Source organism: Ligilactobacillus hayakitensis DSM 18933 = JCM 14209, assembly GCF_000615845.1.
In the GTDB taxonomy this organism is placed as follows: Bacteria; Bacillota; Bacilli; order Lactobacillales; family Lactobacillaceae; genus Ligilactobacillus; species Ligilactobacillus hayakitensis.
In genome coordinates this window covers 1-23,097 of record NZ_BAML01000014.1, presented here as the reverse complement: position 1 = coordinate 23,097, position 23,097 = coordinate 1, and the positions used below count along the sequence as shown (strand labels likewise).

The following is a 23,097-nucleotide window of genomic DNA, read 5'->3' as shown; positions in this document are numbered from 1 at the left end:
TGGTAGCACTTGTTTTACTTTAAAACTTGTTTATTCTTATTCATGAATTCCTGTAAATCTTGTTCATCTATTCTTTTACTTTTACCAACAATAACAACAGGCAAGCCTTTTTTTATATATTCATTCAGTGATTTATAAGACTTAAAGCCTAAAATATTACAGGCTTCTTTCAACGTGTAGTACTTCATACTATCACCCCCCTTTCTACATTTGTGTAACTAATATTATTATACATTTGTGTAAAAAAATCAACAATAATTATACTTTTGTGTAAATTTTAATATTTTCTACAAAAGTGAAGAAAAATGTTATGCTATAATTTTGAAAGAGAGGTGGTATTTTATGGATAATCGTATTAGAGATTTGCGAAGCGAACAAAAGCTAACACTAAAAGAGGTTAGTGCCAAAACCTATATAGCTATATCAACATTGAATAGTTACGAAAAAAATTATAGAGTTCCAAAAATAGAAAATTTAATGAGGTTATCAGATTTTTTTAACGTCCCTATCGCTTATTTACAGGGGCGGGGGCTATCTAAGAGATCCTTTTTAGATTTTTTTGCTTCTTCTTTTTATTTTGACGAAAGTTTTAGAGAAAAAGTATTAAAAAAACTAGGACTTGAACAAGATTATTTAAAAAAACTAGGCAATGCTATAATTGCAGTACAACATAAAATAAAAAATGAGGATATACATAATAAAATTGAAACAGAAAATAAATTACTACGTTCTATAAAAGAATATCTAATTTACAATGTACCATTATGTAGTGATTATTTATTTTTATCTTCTATACAAAAAAAAGATATCTTATTAAAAGAATGTTATGATGAAAAATTAAGTGATAAAGAAATGAATACAATAGATTTTGAAATAGATGAGGTTGATTCTCAAAAATATGAAAAATTTATTTTAGATAACGTGAAAAAGAAAAGTGAGTTATTGACTAAGAAAGAATTATATACTTACGTGTTGAATGATTATATGGATATCTTAAAAGTTAAAGATTTATACACAAATGAAATAGACAAAACTATAAAAGATGTATTAAAACTTTTTAATAGCATAGATGTCAATTATTCAGATAATGTAGATAATGAAACTATAAAAGAAATATCCTTTAAAAACATTGGTATGTTAGAAGATTATAAGGATCTAACTAATAAGAATAAATAAAACATGAATTATCTTTTTTCCTGTTGTTATGTAAGCGTGGTAGCAAAACCATAGCAAAGGAAAGATAGAAATGACAAAGATTAATGAATACAAAGACAAAAAAGGAAATACATTATACAGATTTAGATTTTACGCCGGTATTGATGAATTGACTGGCAAAAAGAAATATATTAAGCGTGCTTCATTCAAGACCATTCAGGAAGCTAAAAAAGAGTTGCTAAAGATTGAGTATGAAGTAAGTCAAGGTATTTACTTTAATAAGGTTAAATCAATGAAATTTGAGGATGTAATGAATGAATGGTTAGCAGTATATAAGACAACTGTTAAAGCTTCAACATACGATAATAATCTTATGTATATTAATAATTACATTCATCCCTACTTTAAGGATATGAGAATAGACAAGATTAAATTAGTTCACTGCCAAGATTTTATTAACAGGACTTTTAAGACCACTCCAACAGGGACTATATACGCTATGCAAATAGTAAAAAGAATATTCAATTATGCTATCCGTTCAGGAATAATTGAAAGCAACCCCGTTTTATACGTTGTCATCCCTAAGCAAAAACAAAGTATCGAACGTGTAGAACATGAAAATTTTTATAATAGGGATGAATTAAAAACGTTTTTAGATACCGCTAAAAAATATAATGAGAAGTACTATAACTTAGTACGGCTTCTAGCTTATACAGGTATGAGAAAGGGAGAGGCTTTAGCTTTAACGTGGGATGATGTAGATTTTACCAATAATACAATTAGCGTTAGCAAAACAGTAGCTAAAACTAATAAAGGTTATACAATACAGACCCCTAAAACTAAGGCAAGTAATAGAGTGATTAATGTAGATCAGGAAACTTTAATCTCGCTTAAAAAGTGGCAAATAGAACAACGTAAAATAATGTTTGCTTTAGGGTTTAACGTCAATACAGGCAAGCAGTTAGTTTTTAGCAATCGTAAAAATACAATTTTAAACGGTACTTTAATTAATCATATTATCAAAAAGCTAGCAAAGAAATCTGATTTATATGCAATAACTCCCCACGGCTTCCGACACACACACGCTAGTTTATTATTTGATAGTGGGATGAATGTAAAACAAGTACAAAAAAGGTTAGGGCATTCTAATATAAATACCACTTTAAATATATATACTCACGTTGTTCAAACTGAAGATAAAACGGGGGATGAATTTGCTAAATACTTGAATTTAGGATAAAAAGAGACCCTAAGAGAGACCCTAAAAAAACACTAACACCCTGTAAAGCTTTGTAAATAAAGATTTGAGGAGATTAGTAATCTTTTTTGTAGAAAAGTTTATCTAATTTTTAATCAATCAAAATTCATAGTATAATAAAGAAAAAAATCCAAGAAAGGAGGAATCTTTTCATGTTTGCACCTCTACAGGTATTTAGTTCATATAGTTTATTAAAAAGTTCGGTTCGTATTAAAGAATATGTAAAAAGAGGCCAAGAGCTAGGATATACAGATTTAGTATTAACGGACATTAATACGATGTATGGAGCAATTGAATTCTACCAAGAATGTATTAAACGAAATATTAATCCGATTATTGGTTTGACTTTAAAATATCAAGATTTTGAATTTGTTTTATTAGCGAAAAATTACCAAGGATATAAAAGTTTGTTGCGGATTTCTTCTAACAGAATGATTGAAGATGATTTTACCCTTGAAAATTATCACGCTGAATTAAATGATTTAGTTATTATAATAAAACCAACGATTGGAATGTTATATGCTAGTCAACAACTAATTGCTACCTTGCAAAATAACAACGCCTATTTAGGGATTGACCCCAGTGAAGAATTAAATCTTTATCAAGGCATTAAAGATAAATTTGGTTCTACTTTTAAAAATATCCTTTTAACTCCAATTAATTATCTAAATCCCTATGATGCATTTGCAACAAAGATTTTAGAATATATTGGGATAGGTACAAAATTAACGTCTTTCAGAGATTATACCAAGCCCGGGAAAAACTATTTGAAAACACTTGAAGAATATGAAATTCAGCCCGAAAGTGAATTTTATTCGGCGTATCAAAATGCTTGTAACCTCCTTAACGAATGTTCATTAATTTTAGAATTTCCGCCTACACAATTACCAAAATATCAAAATGGTGATAATCTCTCTTCAGAGGAATATTTAAAGAGATTGTGCTTTGAAGGTTTAAACCAAAGAATTTCACAAACGTCAGCTGAATATCAAAATTACGTAGATAGGCTTAATGCTGAACTAGCAGTAATTTTTAATATGGGTTTTGCTGATTATTTCTTAATTGTTTGGGATGTAACTAACTATGCCCATAATCATGATATTTTAATTGGGCCTGGGCGAGGATCAGCAGCAGGTTCTTTAGTATCATATTGTTTATATATCACTGATGTTGATCCGATTAAATACGACTTGATTTTTGAAAGGTTTTTAAATGATCAAAGAGCACAGATGCCAGACATTGATTTAGATATTCCAGATTTAAAGCGTGATCAGATTATTAAATATCTACATGATAAATATGGGCATAATCATGTTTCGCAAATCATAACATTCGGAACTCTCAAAATGAAACAGGTTCTTCGCGATGTTAGTCGTGTGTTTGGTTTAACTGATGCGGAACTAAAAAATTGGAATGTGGTCCTTTCAAATATTAAAGTTGATAATTTAAAAGATGCCTTTGAGCAAAGCTTAAGTTTGAGAAATTTGGTAAATGATGATGAAAAAAATCGCATAATATTTGAAGTATCCTCAACTTTAGAAGGTCTTCCGCGACATTATTCAACGCATGCTGCGGGAATCTTATTAAGCGATGATGATTTGATCGATCACATTCCAGTACAATTAGGAAGCGATGGCATATTATTAAGTCAATTTGCGAAAAATGAAGTTGAACAGGTTGGCTTGTTAAAGATGGATTTTTTAGGGTTGAAAAATTTAACTATTTTAGAAAATGCACTAAAAATAATCGCCAATAACTATAAGGAATCGGTGGATATTTCTCAAATAGATTTAAATGATCCAAAAACTCTAAAACTATATCAAGAGGCATTAACAAATGGGGTCTTTCAATTTGAATCCGGTGGTATTAAAAACGTTTTAAAAAATGTACACCCGACTTCGTTTGATGACGTGGTTGCTGTAAATGCGCTATATCGTCCTGGTCCTCAAAAAAATATTCCGGTTTTTATTACTCGAAAAAATAATTCTCAATCTATTATTTATCCTGCTCCTGAATTGGAAGAAATATTAAAATCAACCTACGGGGTAATGGTTTATCAAGAACAGGTTATGCAAGTTGCATCAAAATGGGTGGATTCACTTTAGGAGAAGCCGATTTATTAAGACGTGCTATGAGTAAAAAGAATCATGAATTAATTACTGGGATGAAGTTAAAATTTATCCAAGGGGCCAAAAAGAAAGGGTACTCAGAACAAGTAGCTGAGAAAGTTTATTCATACATCGCTGAATTTGGAGATTACGGTTTTAACAAATCGCACGCGTTGGCTTATTCAAAGATGTCTTTTGAACTTGCATATATAAAGGTACATTATCCAGCAGCTTTTTATATTTCTGTGCTAAATTCTAACTTAGGAAATACTAATAAGATTAAAGAATTTATTACAGAGGCCAAGCATAGACAAATATCTGTTTATGGTCCTGACATAAATTACGGTAGAGGTTACTTTAGTATTTGGAAAAAAGGAATAATGTTTGGCTTATCAGCGATCAAATCATTAAGAAGAGATTTTATCAAAATCATCTTTGAAGAGCGCAGAAAGAATGGAAAATTTAATTCTTTAAATGATTTTATTGTGCGTATACCACAAAAATATATTAAACAAGAGTATCTTGAAGCCTTAATATTTAGCGGTGCCTTTGATTCGATAGCTCAAGATAGAAAAAAAGCTATTTCCCAATTACCAGGTTTAATCAATAACATGAACCTAATTGGAAAAAATCAGGAATTGTTAGATATTTTACAACCTAAGACTAATAAAAGTAATGAAATTATCGTAACTGATGAAGAATGCTTAGAAAAAGAAAATTATTATCTTGGGATGTACTTGTCAAAACATCCTACGGAAAAATATGCAAATTTATTTAACCAGCTTAATTTGCTTAACGTCAGTCAGGTAAATGATTTTACAGATAAAAGTAAGGTAAATTTAATGCTCAGAATCAAAAGTATTAGAATTATCCGGACTAAAAAGGGAACGCAAATGGCCTTTTGTGTTGGGGATGATTATACTGACTCAATTAACCTAACAATTTTCCCCGATGTTTTTAAGAAAGTTTCCTCTAAATTATCTGAAGGAAACATTATCATTTTAAGTGGTCAATTAGATTTTAGTCGGGGTAAAACTGTGATCGTAAATGATTGTAAATTGGCACAAGAGTATATTCAAAAGACATACTATATTAGATTGCAACCAGACGTGGATATTCCAGAAAAAAAGAAAATCTTGCAACTTTTAAAAGAAAATCCAGGGAATTGTCCAGTTATCATGTATGACATGAAAACCGGACAAAATAAAAAACTTTCAGCCAAATATTGGGTAAATGATAATGCTGTCTTACAAGCATCTTTGAACAAATTGCTAGGTAGTCAAAATCTTATTGTTAAATAGCATTGATAATATGGATTAAATATTAATAATTTTTCCATTTATACAAGACAAATCATTTTAAACGTGGTAACATAACAATTGGAGAATGTAGTTCTACTGAAATATATACTTGAGGTGAAAAAATGAAACGCATTGGTATTTTAACTAGTGGTGGCGATGCAGCTGGGATGAATGCAGCTGTTCGTGCTATTGCTCGTTCTGCTATGAATGCAGGTCTCGAAGCATACGGTATCAACTACGGTTACAAGGGTCTTGTTGAAGGTAACATCTTTAAGATGGAATCAACTAAACTTGATGAAATTGTAAACCGTGGTGGTACAATTCTTTATTCTGCACGTTACCCAGAATTTGCAGAAAAAGAAACACAATTAAAAGGTATCGAAGTTTTAAATAAATTTGGTATCGAAGCATTAGTAGTTATTGGTGGGGATGGTTCATACCATGGTGCCGAAAAACTTACAATGCATGGATTTAATTCAATTGGTGTTCCAGGAACAATCGATAACGATATTCCAGGTACAGACTTTACAATTGGTTTTGATACAGCAGCTAATGTTGCAACTGAAGCATTAGACCGCATTAACGATACAGCAACTTCACACCAACGTGTATTTGTTGTTGAAGTTATGGGTCGTGGGGCTGGAGATATTGCTCTTTGGTCTGGTATTGCAGCAGCAGCGGATGCAATCGTTATTCCAGAACGTGAATACGATATCGAAGCTATTGCAAATAAATTAACAGAAAACCGTAAAAATGGTAAAGATCATGGTTTAATCGTAGTTGCTGAAGGTGTTATGACTGCAGCAGAATTTAAAGAAAAACTTGATCAATATGGTGATTTTGATAGTCGTGCAGTTACTCTTGCACACGTTCAACGTGGTGGTGTTCCTACTACAAAGGACCGTGTATTAGCTGCAAGACTTGGTGATTACGCAATCCAACTTCTTTTAGAAGGTAAAGGTGGATTAGCAATCGGTATCCATGATAATAAATTAGTCGCAACTGATATCATTGATACTTTAGAAAACCACAAACACCAAACAGATGTTTCATTGCTAGATTTGAATGACCGTATTCGTTTCTAATTTGTTACATTAAAAAGTATTTATTTTAATTAGGAAAAGAAAGACTAAAAAGTCATCTTTTAATATTTTCAAAGGAGAGATTTTACTCATGAAAAAAACCAAGATTGTAAGTACTCTTGGACCAGCTAGTTCTGACCTAGATACAATTACAAAATTAATTGAAGCCGGCGCAAACGTATTCCGTTTCAACTTCTCACACGGTGATCACGAAGAACATTTAGGTCGTATGAACTTAGTTCACGAAGCTGAAAAGATTACTGGTAAGACAGTTGGTCTTTTATTAGATACTAAAGGTGCTGAAATCCGTACAACTGTTCAACAAGGTGGTAAATTACACTTTGAAATCGACGATGTAGTACGTATTTCAATGGACGACTCAATCGAAGGAACAAAAGAAAAGATTGCTGTTACTTACCCAGGTTTATACGATGACGTTCACGAAGGTGGTCACGTATTATTCGATGACGGTAAGATTGACATGTTAATCGAAGAAAAAGATGAAGCTAACAAAGAACTTGTATGTAAAGTATTAAACGAAGGTACTCTTGGTTCACGTAAAGGTGTTAACGCTCCTGGTGTATCAATCAACTTACCTGGTATTACAGAAAAAGACTCAGATGACATTCGCTTTGGTTTAGACCAAGACATTAACTACATCGCTGCTTCATTCGTACGTAAGCCACAAGACGTTCTTGATATTCGTGAATTACTTGAAGAAAAGAACATGACACACGTACAAATCTTCCCTAAGATTGAATCACAAGAAGGTATCGACAACTTTGATGAAATCTTAAAAGTTTCTGATGGTTTAATGATTGCTCGTGGTGACATGGGTGTTGAAATTCCTGCAGAAAATGTTCCTTTGGAACAAAAATCATTAATCACTAAGTGTAACTTAGCTGGTAAGCCAGTTATTACAGCTACACAAATGCTTGATTCAATGCAAGAAAACCCACGTCCTACACGTGCTGAAGCTTCTGACGTTGCTAACGCTGTATTTGATGGTACAGATGCAACAATGCTTTCAGGTGAATCAGCAAACGGTGACTACCCAGTAGAATCAGTTGCTACAATGGCTCGCATCAACGTTAAGTCAGAAAATGCATTACGTGCACACAAAGCATTAACATTAGATGCATTTGACAAGACAGACGTTACAGAAGCAATTGGTCGTTCAGTTGCAGAAACAGCTGAAAACTTAAACATTAAGACTATTGTTGCAGCAACTAAGTCAGGTCACACAGCTCGTATGATTTCTAAGTACCGTCCAAACGCTGATATCTTAGCTGTTACTTTTGATGATCGTACACGCCGTGGCTTAACTGTAAACTGGGGTGTTCAACCAGTTCTTGCAGAAGCTCCTGCATCAACAGATGAAATGTTCCAATTAGCTACAGAAGAAGCTAAAAAAGCTGGCTTAGCTAAAGATGGTGACTTAATCTTAATCGTTGCTGGTGTTCCAGTTGGCGAACAAGGTACAACAAACATCATGAAGATCCAATTAATTGGTTCAAAACTTGTTTCAGGTCAAGGTGTTGGTGAAGAAACTGTTATCGGTAAGACAGTTGTTGCTACATCAGCTGAAGAAGCAAACAAAAATGCAGTTGAAGGTGGAATCTTAGTTGTTAAGACAACTGACAAAGATTACTTACCAGCTATTGAAAAATCAGCTGCTTTAATCGTTGAAAATGGTGGTTTAACATCACACGCAGCAGTTGTTGGTATCTCAATGGGTATCCCTGTTGTTGTTGGTGCAAAAGATGCTACATCATTAGTTAAGAATGGTGAAGTTGTAACAGTTGACTCACGTCGTGGTATTGTTTACAACGGTGCATCAAACACTCTTTAATAAATAGAATAAGCATTTAGAAGCTCGTAAAAAAGTAAACATTAATCTATATTGATTTGATGTGTTGCTCGTTTTACGGGCTTTTTTGTGTGTTGATAATTATCAACATCTGATGATAAATCAAGTCCTTTAAATGCATTGATAGTTTTTCTATTTTCCATTTCTGCATATTCATGCACCAAATACGCATAGTATTTTGTTGTCGTCCCAACATCAGAATGTCCAAGTCGTTTACTAATCGCAAAGATGTCACCCCCTTGAGAAAGCAATAAAGCAACGTGTGTATGACGTAAGGAATGAGTATGAAATCCAGGTCGATTGATGTGGAGGTTGTTGAGTGCTTTTTTAAGGGTGGCATTTACAGAATTGGGGTGTGCCAATGTTCCTTGCTTCGTTTTAAATACTAATTTGCGATTATTTGTCGTCTTTAGCTCGTTTAAGACGTTTAAAATATCTTTGGATACAAATAAACGATTAGCGACATCTACATCATTTAATTTTAAAGATAAACTATAGAGTATAAAAAATATTCATATAAGTGTGTTAAAATTAGATATGTATTATTACAAAAAAGAAAGGAGGAAAAACATGGAAAGTTGGATATTCTTATTGTTAATTTTAGCGATTTCTTATTTCGGAAAAAATTCAGCACTAATGTTTGCTTCAATTTTTGTAATGCTTATTAAAGCAGTTCCGTTTATATCTGAAAAATTATTTCCCTATTTTCAAGCTAAAGGTATGAATTTAGGTGTTACTTTTATTTCAATCGCAATTTTAATCCCAATTGCAACAGAAAAAATCAAATTTATTGATTTAATTAACACAATGAAATCACCAGCAGGATGGGTTGCAATCTTCTTTGGTATCGCAGTTGCCATTTTATCAAAAAATGGAGTTAACTTATTAAGTACTTCACCGCAAGTAACCGTTGCATTAGTATTAGGGACAATTATTGGCGTTGTGTTTTTAAAAGGTGTTGCTGCTGGGCCAATTATTGCCGCTGGAATGACATACTATGTAGTAACTATTTTAAATTTAAAATTTTAGGAGATAAAAATGTTAAAAAAATTACTAGGCCATGAAGTGATGGCCACTGTTACGGATGAAAATGATAATTTTGTATTTGCTCAAGTCGAAGGAGATACATTTAGAATCGATAAAAAAGAGCTCTTAAAACTTCCAAAAATGGGTTCAAAAATCAAAGGTTTTGCATATGTTAATGATTCCCATCAGTTACAAATTACGAAACAAATTCCTAAAGTCGGAATTGATCAATATGCTTGGGGGACTGTGGTTGGTTCTCGTAAAGATTTAGGTGTTTTTGTTGATATTGGACTACCTAATAAAGATATTGTTGTATCTTTAGATGATTTATCTGAATTACGTCATTTATGGCCACAAACTGGATGTAAACTAATGATTTCCCTTGAAGTAGATGATCAAAACAGAATGTGGGGGAAATTAGCTACACCTGAAATGTTTAATACCATTAAAGTTTTAGCAAAACCTAATATGAAAAATAAAAATGTTACGGCAACTGTTTACCGATTAAAAAAAGTTGGTACATTTGTAATAACTGATCACTATAACTTAGGCTTTATTCATCCTTCAGAACGTGAACAAGAACCACGTTTAGGCGAGATTGTTAATGCGAGAGTTATTGGGGTTAAAGAAGATGGAACTCTAAATTTATCTACACGACCTAGAGCTTATGAAGCAATCAGTGATGATGCGCAAATGATTTTAGTTTCCTTGCAACACTCAAATAATGTGCTCCCATTTACCGATAAAAGTAGCCCAGATGAAATAAAGGCCTACTTCGGCATTAGTAAAGGTCAATTTAAGCGTGCTGTTGGCCATTTGATGAAAGCTGGCTTGGTAAAACAAAGTGACGGACTTTTAATTTTAAATGAACAAAACTAAGGGGGAATTGTCATCGAAAATATCATCGAAGACTATTTACATTATCTAAAAGTAGAGCGTGGTTTATCGAATAATACGGTAGTAAGCTATGGAATGGATTTAAATAAATTTCGAAATTTTGTTGAACAATGTAATTTTGATAATTTTGAAAGCATTTCAAAAAATGAAATTCGAGAATATCTTGCACAATTACAAAATGAAAATATGTCAAATTCAAGTATTCTCAGAACAATCAGTGCGTTACGAAAATTTTTTAGTTACCTAGTTTCGGAACATGTTATTTCTGATGATCCGATGTTTTTAATAGATACTCCCAAAAAACAACAACACCTACCAGATGTGTTGACTTTAAAAGAAGTTGAGAACCTTTTAGCATCCCCTAATACCGGTAAGACATTAGGTTTAAGAAATAGAGCAATCTTAGAAGTTATGTATGCAACAGGACTTCGAGTTTCGGAAATTATTAACTTAAAATTAAATGACCTCCACTTATCAATGGGAATTTTACAAACAATAGGTAAGGGGAATAAAGAAAGAATCGTTCCTATCGGAGATGTTGCGATTGAATGGATTAATCGTTATCTAGAAATTAGTCGTCCTAAACTACTAAAAAAGAAAACTAGTCCATATTTATTTTTAAATTTTCACGGAAATCAGCTAACGCGCCAAGGGATTTGGAAAAATTTAAAGTTAGAAGTTAAAAAGGCTGGGATTGAAAAAAATGTTACCCCACATACATTAAGGCATTCTTTTGCAACGCATATTTTAGAAAATGGTGCAGATTTAAGAATTGTACAAGAATTATTAGGCCATTCAGATATTTCTACAACTCAAATTTATACCCACTTATCAAATAAGCGATTGACTGAAATATATAACCAAGCTCATCCACATAATTAAACCAAAGCATGATAAAATATCTATATAAAAAGTGTACATTTACTCCACAGGAGGATTTTAAAATAAATGTTTTATAAATACAAAAGAGATTATGAAAAAATAACAATGGGGTTGCTTTCTTTTATTCCTGATTTAAAAAACGTTGCAAATTTAAAATCAGAATTAGTATGGTACCAACAAGATGAAAATCGTTGCATATTTTTATGGAAAGATAATAAAAATAATTTTGTTGGGGTTTTAGGAGTAGAAATTGAAGAAGAATATCTTTTAATTCGCCAAATTGCTGTAACCCCATCAGCAAGAAATAAAGGAATTAGTTTTGAAATGTTAGACACACTTCAAGCTAATTATGCCGATAAAAAAATTCTAGGAAGCATTGATACAACCGATATAATAAAAAAATGGGAGATGTCACATGCCACAAAATAATCAAGAAGATTTTAATTTTTTGACATTAAAACTCGATAGCTTTGAAGGCCCACTTGATCTTCTATTACATTTAATTAAAAAAAATGAGATGAATATTTACGATATTGAAGTTTCAAAAATTACTGAACAATATTTAGAATATTTACATCGGATTAAAGAACTTCGCTTAGACATCGCGGGGGAATATTTGGTCCTGGCAGCAAAATTATTAAATATTAAAAGTAAAATGTTACTTCCTACAATGAATGAATCAATCGAAGAGGATATGCTACAAGATCCAAGAGAAGAATTGGTTGAACAATTAGTAGAACACCAGCAATTCAAAGAAATTTCAAAGAAGTTGCATAAGCTTGAATTAGACCGAAAACTTCTATTTGATAGGGAACAAGAAATTCTTGAAGAGGGTAATATAGATTATTCGATTAAAGAAGGAACGACTATCGATTTATTAAATAAAGCATTTTTGAATGTATTAAAAACAAATAAAAAACAGAAGAAATCGAAAATTAAGCGCCACATTACAACAGATAAATACAGCGTTACCGAAGAAATTTCTATTATTTATCAAAAGATTATAGAAAATCGTAATCCATTACTTTTTTCTGAGTTATTTGAAGATTCTAAATCTATAGAAAAACTAGTTACTTCGTTCCTTGCTATTTTGGAATTAGTTAAGGATGGAAAAATTTACGCTCAACAAGATACTACGAGTGGCCCGATATATATGGTCTTGAAAGAAGGTTAATGATGCTATCAAATCAAGCTAAAATTGAAAGTTTATTATTCGTTAGCGGTAAAGAAGGAATTACTTCAAAAGAACTTTCCAAGTTAACGAATTTATCAAAACCAGATTTAATTGAAGAACTTAATAATTTAATTCATAAGTATAATAATGACGTCAACACAAGTCTGCAGATTATACAAGCTGATGATTGCTATAAAATAGTTACAAAAAGAGAATTTTCTGATCTCATTAAACAATATTTATCTTCGCAAAGTGTGACTGAACTATCTGGAGCCACTTTAGAAGTACTAGCTATTATTGCATATAAACAGCCAATTACAAGAATTGAAGTTGACGAAATTAGAGGCGTTAAATCTAGTTCAATTTTCCAAAAATTACAACTTTTGAAATTAATCAAAGAACACGGCAGAAAAGATGCACCTGGGCATCCTATTTTATATAAAACAACGACTAAATTTTTAGATTATTTTGGAATATCATCATTAGATGAATTACCAGAGATTGAAGAAAATAACCAATCGAATGATGATTTTATGATGTTATTTAACCAAACAACAATTGATTTAAACGAGGAGGAATAATATTGGCAGAACGATTACAAAAAGTTATGGCTCGCGCGGGTGTCGCATCACGAAGAGCTAGCGAAAAAATTATTGCTGAAGGCCGTGTTAAGGTAAATGGCCAAACAATAACTGAATTAGGCTTTAAAGTAGAACAAGATGATTCTATTTCAGTTGACGGTAAATTAATTAAAAAAGATGAAAAGAAAGTATACTATTTATTTTACAAACCACGTGGAGTTATTACGGCAGTCAGTGATGATCGCGGCCGTAAGGTGGTTAGCGATTATTTTGAAGCAATTCCAGAACGCTTATACCCAGTAGGTCGTTTAGACTATGATACATCTGGATTATTAATCATGACCAACGATGGTGATTTTGCAAATATGATGATGCACCCTCGTTATAAAATCGAAAAGACATATATTGCAAAGATTAAAGGTATTATTACCAAAGAAGATTTGAGACAATTATCTAATGGCGTTATTATAGATGGAAAAAAGACAGCTAAAGCAAAAGCACGTAAAATATCAACCGATATCAAAAAAGATACCTCAATCGTATCTTTAACAATTCATGAAGGTAAATATCACCAAGTTAAAAAAATGTTTGAATCAATTAAAAAGCCGGTTCAAAAGTTATCTCGTGAAACTTATGGTACTCTTACTTTAGACGGGTTAACTTCTGGACAATTTAGAGAATTATCTCACAACGAAATTAGAGAACTTAAAAAACTCGTAACCAGTATGCAAGAGTAAAAAAGCATGATAATCAATGTGTAAAACAAAGATTATCATGCTTTTTGTTATTTGGATTCGTGTTTCTTTTTGCGCTTATAAACTAAACCAAAGGGAACCAAGTTTTCAGTGCCATTTTTAATTCTTTCAATGTTTTGCCAGTGTCTAACAAAGACGAAGATAGTTAAAATAGCAGCGACACTAGTTAAAATCCAATCGTGAAATAATAAGGATAGTAAGGTAATTAGTGAAAAACCAACCATACTTGCCATGCTTACCATACTTGAAATAAACAATGTAACTAGGAAAATTGCCCATGCAATTAAGAAAAATAGAGGATTATAAATCATTAAAGCTCCTACACTAGTAGCTACTGCTTTACCGCCTTTAAATCCAGCAAAGATTGGAAAAATATGACCAATTACGGCAGAAACCCCGATTAATAAAGGATTGGCGTTTGAATGGAAGAAAAATGGTAGTAAAGCGGCAAGGGAACCTTTAAACATGTCCATAAGAAGAACAACAGTTCCTGCTTTTTTCCCAAGAACTCTAAAGGTGTTAGTTGTTCCCATATTACCACTGCCAAAATTTCTTATATCCTTATTGTAAAAAAATTTTCCGATCCAAACCCCTGATGGAATAGATCCTAATAAATATCCTATGATTATCATCAAAATAATTTTTGAATCCAAGATAGTTTATTCCCCCTTATTTTTAACATCAGTTTTAATATTAACACAATATGATTTAAAAGAAAAAGATGTTTTAAAAATTGATGGGGCTATCGTGCCTGAAATTTTTCTGGTGGTGATTAACGTCATTTATTTAACTAATGTCTGCCGTGTCGTGGCACTTTTTTATACAAAAATTTAAGAGTTAACTTAAAATTATTGAAGCTAAACTTTTTGAAACTGTACTGCGTAAGTATAGTGCGGTGAATGATATAATAAAATACTTACTCATTGAGCAATGTGCGATACATTATGTTCGCAACTAATTTTAATATAAAGTAACACTAGTATCATATAGATTATCCCCGAAAATCACTTGTATGCTTACTAAATAATTTCCTTAGATAAAAACTAATATTATGGGACCTGATATCTTACCGCCAGATTAAAACCAAAATTCACATATAAAAGAATCTTTAAACATTATTAAGGTTAATACGCTATAATTAAAATTAGGTTTTATTGGAGCAATTTCCAATACAGCATGATATTGCACCTAATATCAAATTAAGGTATTATTAATTAGTTAAAAATAAAAAGAAGGAGATTGTGGAATAGATGCCAAATAAAGATTACAATGATGATTCCATTCAGGTCCTTAAAGGATTGGAAGCAGTTAGAAAGCGCCCAGGTATGTATATTGGATCAACAGATTCACGCGGATTACATCATTTGGTTTACGAAATTTTTGATAATGCTGTTGATGAAGCATTATCGGGATACGGTGATGAAATCAATGTAACTATTCATGAAGATGATGCAATCACGGTAGTCGATCATGGTCGAGGAATGCCTATTGGAATGCATGCATCTGGCGTTCCAACTGTTGAGGTCATTTTTACAATCCTCCATGCCGGTGGAAAATTTGGACAAGGTGACTATAAGACTTCTGGTGGACTACATGGGTAGGGGCTTCAGTAGTTAATGCACTTTCCACTAGCTTAACAGTAAGTACTGTCCGCGACGGTATCGAATACGAAGAAAAATTCGAAAATGGTGGACATCCAGTTGGAACCTTAAAGAAAATTGGAAAAGCAAAGAGAAAAAGCGGAACAACTGTTACCTTTAAGCCGGATCCTGAAATTTTCTCAACAACACACTATAATTTTGATACTCTTGCAGAACGCTTACGAGAATCTGCCTTTTTATTAAAAGGAATTAAGATTACATTAACAGATGAAAGAACAGTTCCTGCAACAGAAGAAACATTTTTATTTGAAGAAGGAATTAAAGAATTTGTTTCATATTTAAATGAAGGCAAAGATACTTTAGGTCCAGTTTTATATTTTGATGGAAAAAAAGATGGTGTTGAAGTAGAAGTTGCTGCTCAGTATAATGATGGTTATTCTGAAACAATCATGTCGTTTGTAAATAACGTTAGAACTAAAGATGGTGGAACTCATGAGGCTGGTATGAAAGCAGCATGGACAAAAGCTTTTAATGAGTATGCTAGAAAAGTTAATTTACTTAAAGTAAAAGATAAAAAGCTAGATGGTAGTGACGTAAGAGAAGGATTATCAGCGATAGTTTCTGTTCGAATTCCAGAAGAATTGTTACAATTCGAAGGTCAAACTAAAGGAAAATTAGGAACTCCTGAAGCACGTTCTATCGTAGATAATATTGTAAATGAACAATTAGGCTATTTCTTAATGGAAAATGGTGATTTTGCTCAAGAATTAGTTAAAAAATCTATCAAAGCACGTGAAGCACGTGAAGCCGCTCGAAAAGCACGTGACGAAAGTAGAAATGGTAAAAAGAGAAAGAAAACAGATCGGTTGTTATCTGGAAAATTAACCCCTGCACAATCTAAAAATGCTAAGAAAAATGAATTATTCCTTGTCGAAGGGGACTCTGCTGGAGGCTCTGCTAAGCAAGGAAGAAATAGAAAGTTTCAAGCGATTCTACCATTACGTGGTAAAGTTTTAAACACTCAAAAGGCCAAACTACAAGATATTGTTAAAAATGAAGAAATCAATACGATGATTCATACAATTGGTGCTGGCGTAGGCCCAGACTTTAATATTGAAGATGCAAATTACGATAAAGTTATTATTATGACGGATGCCGATACTGATGGTGCTCACATCCAAACATTACTTTTAACATTCTTCTATAAATATATGCGTCCAATGATTAATGCAGGACGAATTTATATTGCCTTACCGCCTTTATATAAAATAGAAAAAACAGTTAAGAAGAAAAAAGTTGTTCACTATGCATGGACAGATTCAGAACTCCAAAAAATCACCAAGGATATGAAAAACGGCTACAATCTTCAAAGATATAAAGGTTTAGGGGAAATGAATGCTGAACAACTTTGGGAAACAACTATGGATCCAGAAACGCGTACTCTTGTTAGAGTGAGAATTGATGATGAAGCAGTTGCTGAAAAGCGCGTAACTACTTTGATGGGTGATAAAGTTGAACCAAGACGAAAATGGATTGAAAAAAATGTTCAATTTACACTTGAAGACGATGGAAGTCTTTTAGACACTGTAGTTGCTGAAGGGGCACATGCTAATCGCAATCTTGATGAAAATGATAACTAAAAATAAGGGGAAGGTGAACAAATTTTGACAACTGAAAATGGTAGTAATATTCAAGAATTGTCACTGGAAGCTGTGATGGGTGAACGTTTTGGTCGCTATTCCAAATATATTATCCAAGAACGTGCTTTACCGGACATTCGTGATGGTTTAAAACCAGTTCAACGACGAATTTTATTTGCAATGAATGAAGATGGAAATACTTTTGATAAAGCATTTCGAAAATCAGCTAAATCTGTTGGTAATGTAATGGGGAACTATCACCCTCATGGGGATAGCTCAATTTATGAAGCAATGGTTCGTCTAAGTCAAACTTGGAAATTACGGGAACCATTAATCGAAATGCACGGAAATAATGGTTCAATGGATGGAGATTCTCCAGCTGCTATGCGTTATACAGAATCACGGTTATCAAAAATATCTTCTGAAATGTTGAAAGATATTGATAAAAAAACCGTTGATATGGTATTGAACTTTGATGATACAGAATATGAGCCTACAGTATTACCAGCTCGTTTCCCAAATCTTTTAGTTAATGGGGCAACAGGGATTTCTGCGGGTTATGCCACTGAAATTCCTCCACATAATCTAACTGAAACAATTGAAGCTACAATTTATCTTTTAAGTCATCCAAACGCAACTCTAGAGGACTTAATGCAATTTGTAAAAGGTCCAGATTTTCCCACTGGTGGAATCTTGCAAGGCATCGATGGGATTAAGAAGGCTTATGAAACAGGTCGTGGAAAAGTTATTTTAAGATCACGTACTAAAATAGAAAACATTCGTGGCGGGAAGCAACAAATTGTAGTTTCCGAAATACCTTACGAGGTAAACAAATCAATTTTAGTTAAACGAATTGATGAATTACGTTTATTAAAAAAGGTTGAAGGTATCAGTGAAGTTCGTGATGAAAGTGACCGTGACGGTTTACGAATTGTTATTGAACTTAAGAAAAATTCTAATAGCCAGGGGATATTAAACTATTTGTTTAAAAATACAGATTTACAAATCTCTTATAATTTCAACATGGTGGCTATTAATAATAAGCGTCCTGAACATGTTGGATTAAAAACTATTTTAGAAGCTTATGTTGAACATCAAAGAAATGTTACAACTCGCCGAACAAAATTTGATTTAGAAAAAGCTCTACGCCGCAAACATATCGTTGATGGGCTGATTAAAGCTCTTTCAATTTTAGATGAAGTAATTGAAACTATTAGATCTTCAAAAAATAAATCAGATGCTAAAATTAATTTAGTTGATAAATTTGAATTCACAGAAGCACAAGCTGAAGCTATTGTGTCTTTACAACTTTATCGATTAACTAACACGGATGTTACATCCCTTCAAAAAGAAGCTGCAGAATTAGAAAATAATATTGCAAAATTTGAGGAAATTTTATCTAACCCTAAAAAATTAGATAGTGTTATTAAACGTGAATTGAAATCAATTATTAAAAATTATGGCAATGAACGTTTAACTGAAATTCAAGAGAAGATTTCATCCCTCAAAATTGAAACAGAAGTAATGGTTGCACAAGAAGATATCATGCTTTTAGTTTCTCATGAAGGATATGTAAAAAGATCATCTTTACGCTCATTTAAAGCTTCTGAACCAGATGAAAACGGGTTGAAAGAGGAGGATTATCCTGTTTTAAATGAACAAGCTAATACTCTTGATCATCTGCTCATGTTTACTAATAAAGGAAATATGGTTTACCGACCTGTTCATGAAATTTCTGATGCTCGATGGAAGGATACCGGAGAACATCTCTCTCAAAGTGTCGGTCTTGATGCTGATGAATTTATTATTGTGGCTTATACGTTTAAAGATTTAAATGCCGAAAATGATTTTATCATTGCAACAAAACATGGATATGTCAAACGCATTCATTTAGCTGATATTAAACCAGGACGTACATATAAGTCGCGTGCATCTAGATTTATCAAATTTAAAATTGATGATGATCAAGTTATTATGGTTGACCTTATCAAGCATAATACTGAAGTATTCAGTGTAACAAATACTGGATATGGCCTAAGATACAAGATTGACGAGATTCCATTTAGTGGCCCACAGGCAATCGGTGTTAAGAATATGGATCTTCGTAATGATGATTTCGTTGCTGCAGTTAATCTTGTAAAAGATGATACTGTTTTATCAGTTTTAACTCAACGTGGAAGCTTTAAAAATATGCAACTTAGTGATATTTCAATGAGTACTAGAGCGCGTCGCGGCGTTCAAATCTTAAGAGAACTTAAAAATAATCCTCATCGTATCGTAAACATTTCTAACATTTACGAATTAGCACATTTAGTAATTATTACTGATAAAAATGAGCAAATCGAGATTGATCCAACTGATTATCCAATTAGTGATCGCTATTCAAATGGTAAATTTGTTCTTGATGTCCAAACTCAAGGAACACCACAGAAATATATTATTAAAGATTTAATAATTGAATAATTAAAAAAGCAGTCGAGAATTTAATTTCTCAACTGCTTTTTATTTCCTTAATTTTTGAATATCTTCAATACTTGGAGTAACTGAGATTGTTTTTTGACCTTCATAAACTACAAAACCGGGTTTTGAGCCGTTAGGTTTACGTAATTTTTTTACTTGTATATAATCGACTGGCACATGAGCTGAATCTCTAAATTTTGAAAAATATGCTGCTAAAATGGCTGCCTCATAGATTGTTTCTTCGCTAGGGTTATCATTTTCAATGATTACGTGTGATCCAGGGATATTTTTGGCATGTAACCAAATATAATTCTTTTTAGCTGAATGTAAACTTAATTTTTCATTTTGAATATTATTTTTTCCAACAAGAATTCTTGTGCCATCCGTACTTTCAAATTCTTGTGGTGAGCTGGTAGACTTATATTTCTTAGATTGCTTTTTAACGTTTACTTCAATATATCCGCCCTTGATTAATTCATACTGAATGTCAGGAAGATCAGCTGGAGTCGCTAATTCTAATTGCGTCTGTACATTTTCCAAATAATTAATTTCATTTTTAGTTGCAGCTATTTGTTCAGAAATATGTTGGACCGCATTTTTCATTTTTTGATACAATTTAAAATATCTTTGCGCATTTTTAGATGGACTTAATTGGGGCTTTAAATCAATTTCTAATAGGTTTTCATTATCATAATAATTAGGTAAAACTACTTTTTTCTCTCCTCGACTAACTTGATAAAGATAAGTCGTTAATAATTCACCTTTAATCCGATAATCATCAGCTCTTTGCGTATTTTTTAATTCAACAGATAATTTTTTTAATTTTTTAATATTTTTATTCAAGTTAGTCTTAACAACATGAATTATTTGACTACCTTGTTGTCTAACACGATCCGCCGTAGCTTGTTCTTGATAAAAATCGTCAAGTAAAGTACTTAAATCATCATAGGATTCCATATTTTCTTCATTACTAGAAAATATAGAAAAATCATTTTTACTTTTTCCCACAATTTTAGTAGGGTGGGGTAATGCAGTGGTTGCTAAAAATTCTTGAAAATTATCTTCTATTTTCTTTGGTTGATGTAAATAATCAGCTAATATCAAAGAAGTTAACTTCGAAAGTCCTTGGTAATATTTTAAAAGTTCTTTGGCTAGGATTTCTCGATTAGGAAATTCTTTGACGAGACTAACATACATTTTCTTATCATCTTCAAATGGATTTACTTTGTTTTGTGTAGGTGGCTGGCGATAAGTAGCACCAGGTAATAATGTTCGATAACGATTTTGATCCATTCCAACATGTTTGATCGTATCAATAATCCGCTTTGTTTCTTGATTATATAGGATAACATTACTATAACGTCCCATGATTTCAACCGTTAAAACTAAATTTACTTGATCTCCAATTTCATTTCTACCGCTAAATTTAAAATATACCACACGGTCATTGTCTAACTGGTTAATTTCAATTAATTTAGCATTTTCCAAATGCTTACGAAGCATCATTGTAAAATTTGTTGGTACTTTAGGGTTAGTAAATGGAATTTTTGTTATTTGAAATCTTGCATATTGTGGATTAGCAGATAATAGTAATGGATAATTTTGTCGATTTGCTCGAATTGTCAAAATCACTTCATTAGGATAGGGTTGAGAAATTTTAACAATTCGTCCGTTTAAAATTTTTTCCCGTAATTCTATAATCATCGAACGTGTAAATATACCATCAAAAGCCATAGATTCAGCTCCTTTATAATTTATAATAATATTTTAACGCAATCCTCTATCTCAATCAAAACATTCAACATAAAAAAGATTTGAAATCTATTCTAGATTATAGGATAATATTTAAGTGATAAAATCGAGGGGTGATATAATGAAAAGCGCTCAGGAAAATCTACTTATTGTTAGTAAATTATATCAATCACTTTTACAAAAACGTGCAAGAAATATAAAATTAACAATCGCTGAATGGCAATTGTTACAGTTAGTTGCTGATGGTAACGATACCCAACAAGCACTAGCAATAAGTACAAATTTAGATATCTCTACTTTGAGTCGCCAGTTATCGCGTCTCAAAACTAAAGGTTACTTAATTAAAGAGATAGTACGCACAGAAGAAAAAATATACACTAGACCTGCTTCTCATTACCGTGTAAGTGAAGAAGGAGAAGAAATTTTGAAAAAAATGGACTTTGACTTTGATCAATTTAATCAACAAATATTTGAACATTGGTCTGAAGAAGAAGTTAATTTATTAACTATTCTATTAAATAGACTTTCTAAACGCATTGAACAAATTGAAAATAATAAATAATAGACTTAATTAATTATTGAATTTATGATAGTCTATATAGAGATAATTTAAAAAGTAGGTGTAAACTTTATGAAAATTGCAGTAGTTACAGACAGTACTGCTTATTTAGAATCTGAAATAATTGACAAATATGATATTAAAGTCGTTCCAATCCCATTTATTTTTGGAAGCGATGTTTACAATGAAGGTATCGACATTAGTACAGAAAACTTCTATACTAAATTACGTAGTAGTAAAGAATTGCCAAGTACAACGCAACCTCCAGTTGGAGAATTAATTGAACTTTATAAATCATTAGGGGACCAAGGCTATGATGCAGTCATTAGTATTCATTTAGCTTCAACAATTTCTGGTCTCTATCAAACATTAGTAAATGTTAAAGATGAAGTTAAAAATATCGATGTTTACCCATACGATTCTCAAATTACAGTTAAATTAATGGGCTATTTAGCTGTTGCGGCTGCTAAAATGGCTAATGATGGTAAGAATCCAGAAGATATCATTGAAAAATTAAATGATATTAGAGCAACAATTAATGAATACTTCATTGTCGATGATTTACAGAATTTAGTTCGTGGCGGCCGCCTCTCAAATGCACAAGCGTTTATTGGTAGCATGTTAAAAATTAAACCAATTCTTACATTTGATAATGAATCACACAAAATCGTAGCCTTCGAAAAGGTTAGATCATCAAAACGTGCATTAAAGCATGTGGAAGCTTTATTTGCAGATGAATTTGCTAAAATTGACTATCCAATCAGATTGATTATCATTCATGCAAATGATGAACAAGCTGCATTAGATTGGAAAGATAAAATTCACGAAGCTTATCCTGAATTACCTATTGATATATCATACTTTGGACCAGTTGTTGGTACACACTTAGGAGAAAAAGCTCTAGCATTAGCATGGATGTATGATGTTGAAAAAATGTAAATTAAATCCTTTAAAGGCTAGGAAAACCTAGCCTTTATTAGTTCTAATAAATATATG

The 23,097-nt window shown here is 32.0% G+C and carries 19 protein-coding genes and 2 pseudogenes; 17 read left to right on the top strand and 4 right to left on the bottom strand.

Features of this window, described 5'->3' with window-relative positions; translation table 11 throughout:
• Positions 1-14: 14 nt before the first annotated feature.
• Positions 15-188, bottom strand: coding sequence for a helix-turn-helix domain-containing protein (locus JCM14209_RS09890; RefSeq protein WP_081774065.1), 174 nt, complete (start codon positions 186-188; stop codon positions 15-17).
• A 154-nt stretch (positions 189-342) separates the two neighbouring features.
• Here JCM14209_RS09890 and JCM14209_RS09685 point away from each other — a divergent pair, with 154 nt between their 5' ends.
• The 6 genes and pseudogenes from JCM14209_RS09685 to pyk all read left to right on the top strand — a co-directional run bounded on the left by JCM14209_RS09685 (position 343) and on the right by pyk (position 8,756).
• A complete protein-coding gene (locus JCM14209_RS09685) occupies positions 343-1,176 on the top strand; it encodes a helix-turn-helix domain-containing protein (protein ID WP_025022500.1) in 834 nt (277 codons plus the stop codon).
• A 70-nt stretch (positions 1,177-1,246) separates the two neighbouring features.
• The gene (locus tag JCM14209_RS05180; RefSeq protein ID WP_025022499.1) at positions 1,247-2,395 is read left to right on the top strand and encodes a site-specific integrase; all 1,149 of its coding nucleotides are present in this window, start codon (positions 1,247-1,249) and stop codon (positions 2,393-2,395) included.
• Between the two features lie 170 nt (positions 2,396-2,565).
• Positions 2,566-5,052 (top strand): annotated as a pseudogene (locus JCM14209_RS09130) (helix-hairpin-helix domain-containing protein); the annotation flags it as partial.
• An 80-nt stretch (positions 5,053-5,132) separates the two neighbouring features.
• Positions 5,133-5,822, top strand: a complete 690-nt coding sequence (locus JCM14209_RS10525) for an OB-fold nucleic acid binding domain-containing protein (RefSeq protein WP_369384383.1) — start codon at positions 5,133-5,135, stop codon at positions 5,820-5,822.
• 122 nt (positions 5,823-5,944) lie between these two features.
• Complete coding sequence (gene pfkA / locus JCM14209_RS05170; protein ID WP_025022498.1) at positions 5,945-6,907, top strand: 6-phosphofructokinase; 963 nt, start codon at positions 5,945-5,947, stop codon at positions 6,905-6,907.
• An 88-nt stretch (positions 6,908-6,995) separates the two neighbouring features.
• Positions 6,996-8,756 carry a pyruvate kinase gene (gene pyk, locus JCM14209_RS05165; RefSeq protein ID WP_025022497.1) on the top strand — a complete coding sequence of 587 codons (1,761 nt, stop codon included), beginning with the start codon at positions 6,996-6,998 and terminating at the stop codon, positions 8,754-8,756.
• Between the two features lie 41 nt (positions 8,757-8,797).
• On the opposite strand, the gene JCM14209_RS09125 is transcribed toward pyk, so the two are convergent.
• Positions 8,798-9,208: a tyrosine-type recombinase/integrase gene (locus JCM14209_RS09125; RefSeq protein ID WP_225349691.1), complete on the bottom strand. Its 411-nt coding sequence runs from the start codon at positions 9,206-9,208 to the stop codon at positions 8,798-8,800.
• 136 nt (positions 9,209-9,344) lie between these two features.
• On the opposite strand from JCM14209_RS09125, the gene JCM14209_RS05155 reads away from it, so the two are divergent.
• The 7 genes from JCM14209_RS05155 to JCM14209_RS05125 all read left to right on the top strand — a co-directional run bounded on the left by JCM14209_RS05155 (position 9,345) and on the right by JCM14209_RS05125 (position 14,071).
• On the top strand, positions 9,345-9,803 hold the full coding sequence (locus tag JCM14209_RS05155) for a DUF441 domain-containing protein (RefSeq protein ID WP_025022495.1): 459 nt from the start codon (positions 9,345-9,347) through the stop codon (positions 9,801-9,803).
• A 9-nt stretch (positions 9,804-9,812) separates the two neighbouring features.
• Positions 9,813-10,679, top strand: coding sequence for a CvfB family protein (locus tag JCM14209_RS05150; protein WP_025022494.1), 867 nt, complete (start codon positions 9,813-9,815; stop codon positions 10,677-10,679).
• Between the two features lie 6 nt (positions 10,680-10,685).
• Positions 10,686-11,579, top strand: coding sequence for a site-specific tyrosine recombinase XerD (gene xerD, locus JCM14209_RS05145; RefSeq protein ID WP_025022493.1), 894 nt, complete (start codon positions 10,686-10,688; stop codon positions 11,577-11,579).
• Positions 11,580-11,645: 66 nt separating this feature from the next.
• Positions 11,646-12,008: a GNAT family N-acetyltransferase gene (locus tag JCM14209_RS05140; RefSeq protein ID WP_025022492.1), complete on the top strand. Its 363-nt coding sequence runs from the start codon at positions 11,646-11,648 to the stop codon at positions 12,006-12,008.
• Positions 11,995-12,753 (top strand): segregation and condensation protein A, encoded by a 759-nt coding sequence (locus tag JCM14209_RS05135; RefSeq protein WP_025022491.1) that lies wholly within the window; start codon positions 11,995-11,997, stop codon positions 12,751-12,753. Before JCM14209_RS05140 ends, JCM14209_RS05135 begins: the two co-directional genes overlap by 14 nt.
• 2 nt (positions 12,754-12,755) lie before the next feature.
• On the top strand, positions 12,756-13,334 hold the full coding sequence (gene scpB, locus JCM14209_RS05130; protein WP_025022490.1) for an SMC-Scp complex subunit ScpB: 579 nt from the start codon (positions 12,756-12,758) through the stop codon (positions 13,332-13,334).
• A gap of 2 nt (positions 13,335-13,336) precedes the next feature.
• Positions 13,337-14,071, top strand: coding sequence for a pseudouridine synthase (locus tag JCM14209_RS05125; RefSeq protein WP_025022489.1), 735 nt, complete (start codon positions 13,337-13,339; stop codon positions 14,069-14,071).
• A 47-nt stretch (positions 14,072-14,118) separates the two neighbouring features.
• On the opposite strand, the gene plsY is transcribed toward JCM14209_RS05125, so the two are convergent.
• Complete coding sequence (gene plsY / locus JCM14209_RS05120) at positions 14,119-14,742, bottom strand: glycerol-3-phosphate 1-O-acyltransferase PlsY (protein WP_025022488.1); 624 nt, start codon at positions 14,740-14,742, stop codon at positions 14,119-14,121.
• A gap of 597 nt (positions 14,743-15,339) precedes the next feature.
• On the opposite strand from plsY, the pseudogene parE reads away from it, so the two are divergent.
• A pseudogene (parE, locus tag JCM14209_RS09120) lies at positions 15,340-17,330 on the top strand (DNA topoisomerase IV subunit B).
• A gap of 24 nt (positions 17,331-17,354) precedes the next feature.
• Complete coding sequence (gene parC / locus JCM14209_RS05110; protein WP_035519987.1) at positions 17,355-19,793, top strand: DNA topoisomerase IV subunit A; 2,439 nt, start codon at positions 17,355-17,357, stop codon at positions 19,791-19,793.
• Between the two features lie 39 nt (positions 19,794-19,832).
• On the opposite strand, the gene JCM14209_RS05105 is transcribed toward parC, so the two are convergent.
• On the bottom strand, positions 19,833-21,524 hold the full coding sequence (locus JCM14209_RS05105) for an Rqc2 family fibronectin-binding protein (RefSeq protein WP_025022486.1): 1,692 nt from the start codon (positions 21,522-21,524) through the stop codon (positions 19,833-19,835).
• Positions 21,525-21,663: 139 nt separating this feature from the next.
• Between JCM14209_RS05105 and JCM14209_RS05100 the strand changes: the two genes are divergently transcribed.
• Entirely contained in the window at positions 21,664-22,104 is a 441-nt protein-coding gene (locus tag JCM14209_RS05100; RefSeq protein ID WP_025022485.1) for a MarR family winged helix-turn-helix transcriptional regulator, read from the top strand.
• Positions 22,105-22,173: 69 nt separating this feature from the next.
• Positions 22,174-23,040 (top strand): DegV family protein, encoded by an 867-nt coding sequence (locus JCM14209_RS05095; protein WP_025022484.1) that lies wholly within the window; start codon positions 22,174-22,176, stop codon positions 23,038-23,040.
• Positions 23,041-23,097 lie beyond the last annotated feature (57 nt).